This window comes from Streptomyces coryli, assembly GCF_011044975.1.
Classification (GTDB): Bacteria; Actinomycetota; Actinomycetes; order Streptomycetales; family Streptomycetaceae; genus Streptomyces; species Streptomyces coryli.
In genome coordinates this window covers 20770-28350 of record NZ_JAAKZV010000093.1, presented here as the reverse complement: position 1 = coordinate 28350, position 7581 = coordinate 20770, and the positions used below count along the sequence as shown (strand labels likewise).

General features: G+C 72.5%; 7 protein-coding genes and 1 pseudogene. 5 read left to right on the top strand and 3 right to left on the bottom strand.

Annotated features, from left to right (window positions below):
• On the bottom strand, positions 1-579 hold a 579-nt coding region (locus G5C51_RS21045; RefSeq protein WP_165239681.1), incomplete at its 3' end, for a glycosyltransferase.
• 102 nt (positions 580-681) lie between these two features.
• Positions 682-1623 (bottom strand): SDR family oxidoreductase, encoded by a 942-nt coding sequence (locus G5C51_RS21040; RefSeq protein ID WP_165239679.1) that lies wholly within the window; start codon positions 1621-1623, stop codon positions 682-684.
• A gap of 137 nt (positions 1624-1760) precedes the next feature.
• Between G5C51_RS21040 and G5C51_RS21035 the strand changes: the two genes are divergently transcribed.
• The gene (locus G5C51_RS21035; RefSeq protein ID WP_165239678.1) at positions 1761-2420 is read left to right on the top strand and encodes a TetR/AcrR family transcriptional regulator; all 660 of its coding nucleotides are present in this window, start codon (positions 1761-1763) and stop codon (positions 2418-2420) included.
• Here G5C51_RS21035 and G5C51_RS21030 read toward each other — a convergent pair.
• Complete coding sequence (locus tag G5C51_RS21030; protein ID WP_165239677.1) at positions 2407-3330, bottom strand: LysR substrate-binding domain-containing protein; 924 nt, start codon at positions 3328-3330, stop codon at positions 2407-2409. The genes G5C51_RS21035 and G5C51_RS21030 overlap by 14 nt on opposite strands.
• Positions 3331-3464: 134 nt before the next feature.
• Between G5C51_RS21030 and G5C51_RS21025 the strand changes: the two genes are divergently transcribed.
• From G5C51_RS21025 to G5C51_RS21010, 4 genes and pseudogenes are all read left to right on the top strand, one after another.
• Positions 3465-4463, top strand: coding sequence for a fumarylacetoacetate hydrolase family protein (locus tag G5C51_RS21025; protein WP_165239676.1), 999 nt, complete (start codon positions 3465-3467; stop codon positions 4461-4463).
• Positions 4460-5424: pseudogene (locus tag G5C51_RS21020) on the top strand (cyclase family protein). Before G5C51_RS21025 ends, G5C51_RS21020 begins: the two are co-directional and overlap by 4 nt.
• 22 nt (positions 5425-5446) lie before the next feature.
• Positions 5447-6577, top strand: coding sequence for an FAD-dependent oxidoreductase (locus tag G5C51_RS21015; RefSeq protein ID WP_165239675.1), 1131 nt, complete (start codon positions 5447-5449; stop codon positions 6575-6577).
• Positions 6574-7578 (top strand): amidohydrolase family protein, encoded by a 1005-nt coding sequence (locus G5C51_RS21010; protein WP_165239674.1) that lies wholly within the window; start codon positions 6574-6576, stop codon positions 7576-7578. Before G5C51_RS21015 ends, G5C51_RS21010 begins: the two co-directional genes overlap by 4 nt.
• The last annotated feature ends 3 nt before the right edge of the window (positions 7579-7581 follow it).

The following is a 7581-nucleotide window of genomic DNA, read 5'->3' as shown; positions in this document are numbered from 1 at the left end:
GGCGGGCACGCTGTTGGGGACGACGGCGACGCGCACGCCTGGCAGGCGCAGCCGGCTCCGGTAGCAGGCGGCGTCGGCCTGGGTGACGGTGGTGATCGCGTCCAGGGACGGGTAGTGCCGGCGCAGCCGGCGCTTGAGCGGGGCGGGGTGCGCCTCGAAGGTGGAGTGTTCCTGGGCGATCCGGATCAGCCTGCGCGGCGCCTGTCTGGCCAGGTGTACGTTCAGCCCAGGGCGGGTGCCGAACACCACGTCGGCGTCGGTGCCGGACAGCCAGGCGGCGATGCGCCGGTCGGTGAGCCGGCTGTACCGCGGGGAGAGCCAGTCCTCGGCCGGGAACACGGCCGAGCGCCGCTGGTGTTCCGGCTCGTCGCCCGCGTACTCCGGGGAGTCTTCGCGGAGATCGACCAGGGGCACCAGGCGTACGCCCCCGCCGAGCGCGAAGGCGGGTGCGTCCCGGTGCCGGAACACCGAGACGATCTCCACCTCATGCTGCGTGGCGAGCGCCTGCGCCAGATTGAACGTGGAGCGGATGGTGCCGCCGATGCCGTACCCGTTGTTGATCAGAAAGCAGATCTTCACGGCGCGACCCGAGGTTGAAGAGCTGTGGTCTGTCCTCCCAGTGCCCAGTGTGCGGCTTCCGATGTCACCCCCAAGCCACCGATTTCGGACAAGTCTGCGCCGTTAGGCCTCGTACCGGACGCCGGTCAGTTCTTCCGATACGTCCCAGATCCGCCGGGCGCCGTCGGTGTCGCGCAGCCGGCTGTACAGCTTCTGTTCGGCGGGCGGGCCGCCCAGGTGGCCCGGGCCGCTGGGGCCGTAGAAGCCGCCGGGCTTGGCGGCGGGGGAGGTGGCGGCGTAGAGGGCGGGGAGCTTTGCGCTCTCGACCGTACCGACGAGGATGCCGCGGGCCGACAGGGCGCGGATCAGGCGGACGCCGAGGGTGTCCTTGGCGCGGCCGACCTCGGGGCGGGCGGCGAGGAGGCTGGTGGGAGCGACGCCCGGGTGGGAGAGGTTGCTCGTGATGCCCCAATCGCCTGCTTCGCTGCGCCGGTTGAGCTCCAGGCCGAAGAGGCCGAACGCGATCTTCGACTGGCTGTACGCGCCCATGCCGTTGTAGGACCGCTCCCAGTTCAGATCGTCCCAGTTGATGGCGCCCCGGTTCGCCGCGACGCTGACCTGCGAGGTCACCCGGGCCCGGCCGGCGCGTAGCAGCGGCAGCAGGTGGGCGACGAGGGCGAAGTGGCCGAGATGGTTGGTGCCGAACTGCAGCTCGAAGCCGTCGGCGGTGGTCTGCCGCTCGGGCGGCGTCATGACGCCGGCGTTGTTGATGAGGAGGTGCACGGGCCGGTCCTCGTCCAGCAGGGTCTTGCCGAGCGCCGCGACGGAGGCGAGCGAGGACAGGTCGAGTGCGCGCAGGGACACGTCCGCACCCGGGACTTGCTGACGGATCTTGGAGAGCGCCGTCTCGCCCTTGCGCTCATTGCGGACCGGCAGCAGCACCTCGGCCCCGGCCGCGGCCAGCCGCGCCGCCATCCCGAGCCCCATACCGTCGCTCGCCCCGGTGACGACCGCGCGCTTCCCGGTCAGGTCGGGGACGGTGATGTCGATGTTCTTGCGTGGCATGTGATCACTTCCGGGTGGCAGATTCTAAAAATTTCCAGTCGTCTAATTTCTCCACCACCCAGGATGCGTCAGCCACCCGCCTCTGGCAAATTGGGCACATGTAAAATTTTTGGGGCGGACAGGAGAGAGGGCGCGGTATGGCACAGCAGGAGAGCGCGGCGGCTCGCGGCCGCGGCCGCCCCCGTGCCGGCGAGGAGCTCGATACGGGCCCGCTGCTGATGGCTGCCCTGGACGCCTTCGCGGAGACCGGCTACGACGGCACGTCGGTCCGCGCGCTCAGCCGCCGGCTGGGCATCAGCCACGCGCTGTTCACCGCGCGCTTCGGCTCCAAGGAGCAGCTCTGGTACGCGGCCATGGAGCACGCCCTCGCCCCCGCGGAACAGGTGTGGAAAGAGGCCGCGGAGAGCCCGGAATCCGACGATCTGGAGACCCTGCGGCAGGGCATCATCCGCCAGGTCCTGTTCGCCGCCGCCCACCCCCAGGTCGCCCGCATCATGAACCACGAGGGGGCCGTCGACAGCCCGCGCATCCGCTTCGTCGTCGATCGCTTCATCAATCCGCTGCGCCCCGGCGTCGAGCGCCTCCTCGACCGCCTGGTGGCCGCCGGCCGCATCCGGCCCCTCCCCTACGCCACCCTCCACTACCTGGTCACCAATGGGGGCTGCGGCCAGTTCACCCTCCCCGTCAAGACGCGACTGCTCGGAGCCGACCTCCCGGCCACCCCGGCCGAGCTCAGGGAGCACGCCGAGACCGTCGCCGACATCCTGCTCACGGGCATCACCGTCAAGCCGGAGTGACCGGCCGTCCGGCCAGCCCCTTGCCGACCCGGGCGGCCGTCTCCCGTAGCCAGATGTGGGCCGCGTCGTGGGTGTGGACCGGGTGCCACCACAGGGCTTCGTGCAGGGGCACGGCCTCGTAAGGCGGCTCCAGGACGCGCACGCCGGCCACCGGCGCGAGGAGGTGGGCGAGGCGGGCCTGGACCAGGGCGATGCGGTGGGTGCCGGCGACCAGGAACGGGAGCACCTGGAAGCTGTCGGCGGAGACCTCCACGCGCGGCTCGATGCCGAGCATGCCGAGCTGGCGGACGGCCGGTGCGTCGTAGGTGCGCTGATACGTGACCCACGGCAGGCGGGCCAAGTCCTCGCGGGTGAGCCGGTCTTCGACGCCGGGGTGGTCGGCGGAGACGAGGAAGACCCAGTGGTCGTTGTAGAGGTCGGTGGCCGGGAAGCCGCTGATGATGCCGTGCGGCATGAGCAGTCCGTCGGTGGCGCTGAGCAGGGTGGCGGTGTCGTCGACGACGGTGGTCGGGGTCTGGGTGAAGCGCAGCCGGATGCCCGGCGCCTCTTCGTGTACGACGCGGGCCAGCTCGGTGCCGAAGACCGCGACGGCGTAGTCGGAGGCCAGGATCTTGAACTCGCGGCTCTCCGCGGCCGGATCGAAGTCGGCCTGGCTGGAGAAGAGGCGCTCCAGGACGTCGTACGCGGTGGAGGTGCGGTCCAGCAGGACCTGGCCGAGGGCGGTGAGTTCGTAGTGGCCGCCGACGCGGGCCAGCAGGTCGTCGTCGAAGTGCCGCCGCAGCCGGGACAGCGCGGCGCTCATCGCCGGCTGGCTGAGACCGACGCGGTGGCCGGCGCGGGTGACGTTGCGCTCCTCGAGGAGGGCGCGCAGCGCGACGACCAGGTTGAGGTCCAGGCGGGCCAGATTCACGGCGCGACTCCCCTGCTGTACGGCGCTGACCGGGAGTAATCGACGGCATGGATGCAGATCATCCACAGAATCGATTTCCCTGATCACGAGTGACGGGTCCAGATTAGTCACACCGCAACCGGGAGGACTCGTCCGTGAAATCTGCCGCCGCGTCAGCGCTGTTCGCCGGGCCCTTTGCCCTGGCCACGCTCTCGGAGGGCCGCGATGGTCCCGCCTTCCCCGCCCTCGTCACCGCCGATGGCCGGGTGGCCGACCTGCGCCTCGCCTTCGACGACGACCGGCTGACCCTGCGTACGCTCCTGGACGACTGGCAGCACGCCCTGCCGCGGCTGCGGGCGCTGGCCCACGACGATGCGGCGGCGCGCTTGCCGCTCGCGGACTTCCGGGTGCGGGCGCCGGTCGAGCCGCGCCAGGTGTTCCAGTCGGGCGCGAACTACCGGCAGCACGTGATCGACCTGCACGTCGCGCACCGCTCCCCCGGCGACGACCGCTCCGAGGAGGAGCGGCGGGCCGAGGCGGCGGAGATCATGGACCGGCGGGCGGCGGAGGACCTCCCGTATGTCTTCATCGGCCTGCCGAGCGCGCTCACCGGCCCGTACGACGACGTGGTGCTGCCCGCCTGGGCCGAGCAGCCGGACTGGGAGCTGGAGGTCGCCGCGGTGATCGGCCGGCCGGCGCACCGGGTGCCGGTCGAGCAGGCGCTGGAGCACGTCGCCGGCTACACCATCGCCAACGACCTCACCGACCGCGCCACCGTCTTCCGCCGCGACATGCCGCAGATCGGCACCGACTGGCTGCGCAGCAAGAACGCGCCAGGGTTCACGCCGCTCGGGCCGTGGCTCGTCCCGGCCGAGTCGATCGCCGACCCCGGGAACCTGCAGCTCACGCTGAAGCTCAACGGCGAGACCATGCAGGACGAGTCCACCAAGGACATGATCTTCGACGTGGCGCGGATGGTGTCGTACGCCTCGCAGACCGCCCGGCTCCTCCCCGGCGACCTCGTCCTCACCGGCTCCCCCACCGGCAACGGCATGCACTGGGGCCGGCTGCTCCGCGACGGCGACGTCATGGAGGGCTCGGTCACCGGCCTCGGCACGCAGCGCACCCGCTGCGTGGCGGAGGCGGCGTCGTGACGGCTCTCGACCGCACCGACCCGGAGGGTGCGATCGCGGCAGCGGCCAAGGCGTACGCGAACTGGGGGCGTTGGGGCGCGGATGACGTCCTCGGCACCCTCAACTTCCTCGACGCGGCCAAGCGCCGCGAGGGCGCGGCGCTCATCCGGCGCGGGATCAGCTTCTCGCTCTCCCAGCGGTTCGACATGAACGGGCCGCAGAAGGGGTGGCGGCGCCGGACCAATCCCGTGCACACGATGCTCGACACCGGCGTCGACGCGGCGCTCGGCAACCAGGGCTTTCCGCACGGGATCGGCGGCGCCGACGACGTGATCGCGATGCCGCTGCAGTGCTCCACCCAGTGGGACGGGCTCGGGCACATCTTCGACCACGGCGTCGCCTGGAACGGCCGGCCCGCCGAGCAGGTCGTCACCTCCGAGGGCGATCTGGTCACCGGCATCGAGCACATGGCCGCGGACATCGCCGGGCGGGCGTGCTGCTCGACGTGGGCCGCGTCATCGGCGACGACGGCGAACTGCCCGACGCCTTCGCGGTCACCGAGGAGCACCTCACCGCCACCGCCGCGGCGCACGGCGTGACCGTCGGCCGCGGCGACCTCGTGCTCGTACGCACCGGGCAGCTCGCCCGCGCCCGCCGGGACGGCTGGGGCGACTACGCGGGCGGTCCGGCGCCGGGACTGTCGTTCACCACCGCGGGCTGGCTGCACGGCCGCGAGATCGCCGCGATCGCCACCGACACGTGGGGCTTCGAGGTGCGGCCGAACGAGTTCGAGCACGCCTTCCAGCCGCTGCACCAGGTCGTCATCCCGCACCTCGGCCTGCTGATCGGCGAGATGTGGGACCTGGAGGCGCTCGCCGAGGACTGCGCGGCCGACGGAACGTACGACTTCTGGCTCACCGCCGCGCCGCTGCCGATCACCGGTGCCGTCGGCTCCCCGGTCAATCCGATCGCCGTCAAATAACCCGCGGAACGAGGGACTTCCCATGACAGCACCCCGCACGGTCCTCGTCATCGGCGGCGGCGCCGCCGGCAGCGCCGTCACCATCCTGCTGCGCCGGGCCGGCATCGCCGTGGACCTCATCGAGGCCGCCGCGAACTGGAACGCCGGCGCCGGCTCCGGCATCACCCTCCAGGGCAACGCCCTGCGGGTGCTGCGCGAACTCGGCGTCTGGGAGCAGGTGCAGGCGTCCGGCTTCGGCTTCGGCTCGGTCGGCATCACCGCCCCGGACGGCACCGTGCTGCACGTCGCGAACGATCTGCGCACCGGCGGCGACGACCTGCCCGCCACCGTCGGCATGCAGCGCCCCGAACTCCAGCGGGTGCTGATCGAGGCGGTCCGCGCGAGCGGCGCGCGGGTCCGCCTGGGCACCCGGGCCGAGCGCCTCGACCAGGACGCCGACGGCGTGACGGTCCGCTGCACCGACGGCACCGAGGGCCGTTACGACCTGGTGGTCGGCGCCGACGGCCTGAACTCCGCCACCCGCGCCGCGATCGGCATCGCCGACAAGCCGGAGCCGACCGGCATGGCCATCTGGCGCGTCGCGACCCCGCGCCCGGCCGGCGTCACCCGCACCGACCTTGCCTACGGCGGCCCGGCCTACATCGCCGGCTACTGCCCGACGGGCGACACGACGCTGTACGCGTACGTCGTCGAGAAGAACCGCGACCGGGCCGCCATCCCGGCCGCGTCGTACGCGGACGAGATGCGCGGCCTGGCCTCCGCCTACGGCGGCCAGTGGCCCGAGATCGCCGCCCACATCACCGACCCGGCGAAGGTCAACTACACCTGGTTCGACCGCCTGCTGGTCGAGGGCTCCTGGCACCGCGGCCGCGTGGTCCTCGTCGGCGACGCGGTGCACTGCTGCCCGCCCACCCTGGCGCAGGGGGCCGCGATGTCCCTGGAGGACGCCCTGGTCCTCGCGGAGTTGCTGAGCGGCGCCGAGACGTGGGACGACGCGCTCCTCCAGGCCTATTACGAGCGGCGGATCACCCGCGTACGCCCGGTCGTCGAGGCCTCCGTGCAGATCGGGCAGTGGCAGCTGGACGGCGTCCGCGACGCCGATGTGCCCGGGCTGATGGGGCGCACGATGACCCTGCTGCGGGAGCTGCCGTGACCGCGCCCACCGTGGACGTGCACGCCCATCTCCTGCTGCCCGAGGTGGAGTCGCTGGTCGACGGCCTGCCGGGCCTCGCCGAGGCGCGGGCGCTGGACGCCCGGCGCAACGGCCCGGCCTCCCTGGCCGTCAATGGCCCGATGGTGCGCGAGCGCATGCCCCGGATGACCGACGCGGCAGTACGCCTGGCCGCGATGGACGCCCAGGGCGTGGACGTGCAACTGGTCAGCCCGTCGCCCTCGCACTACCACTACTGGGCGGACGCGGAGACCGCGGAGAAGCTCTGCCGGCGGGCCAACGAGGCCACCGCGGCCCACTGCGCGACCGCACCGGACCGGCTGCGCGGCCTCGGCCTCGTACCGCTGCAGCATCCGGAGCAGGCGACGCGCGCCCTCGACCACGCCCTGGAATGCGGCCTGCTGGGGGTGGAGATCTCCAGTCACGCGCCCGGGCGCGAACTGTCGGACCCCGCGTACGAACCCTTCTGGGCACGGGCCGCGCAGACCGGCGCGCTCGTCTTCCTGCACCCCTTCGGCTGCACGCTCGACGAGCGGCTCGACCGCTGGTACCTCTCCAACAGCGTCGGGCAGCCCACCGAGAACGCCGTCGCCCTCTCCCACCTGATCTTCTCCGGCGTCCTCGACCGGCACCCGGACCTGCGGCTGATCGCGGCGCACGGCGGCGGCTATCTGCCCACCCACATCGGCCGCGCCGACCACGCCTGGCGGGCCCGGCCGGATGCCGCCGCGGGCTGCGCGCACCTCCCCAGCAGCTACCTCCGGCGGCTGCACTTCGACTCGCTGGTCCACGACCCGCACGTGCTACGGGAGTTGGTGCGCGTCGCCGGCGCCGACCGGGTGCTGCTCGGCTCCGACTTCCCCTTCGACATGGGCGCCGACGACCCCGTCGCCGCCCTGCGCGCCGCCGGCCTGCCCCGGGACGCCTTCGACGCCATCCGCGGCGGGAACGCCGCCGCCCTGCTCGACCTCACCCTCGCCTGAGGA

Coding starts and splice junctions, on each gene's coding strand:
- G5C51_RS21040 (WP_165239679.1), bottom strand. CDS start 1,623: ATGCCACGCAAGAACATCGACATCACCGTCCCCGACCTGACCGGGAAG.
- G5C51_RS21035 (WP_165239678.1), top strand. CDS start 1,761: ATGGCACAGCAGGAGAGCGCGGCGGCTCGCGGCCGCGGCCGCCCCCGT.
- G5C51_RS21015 (WP_165239675.1), top strand. CDS start 5,447: ATGACAGCACCCCGCACGGTCCTCGTCATCGGCGGCGGCGCCGCCGGC.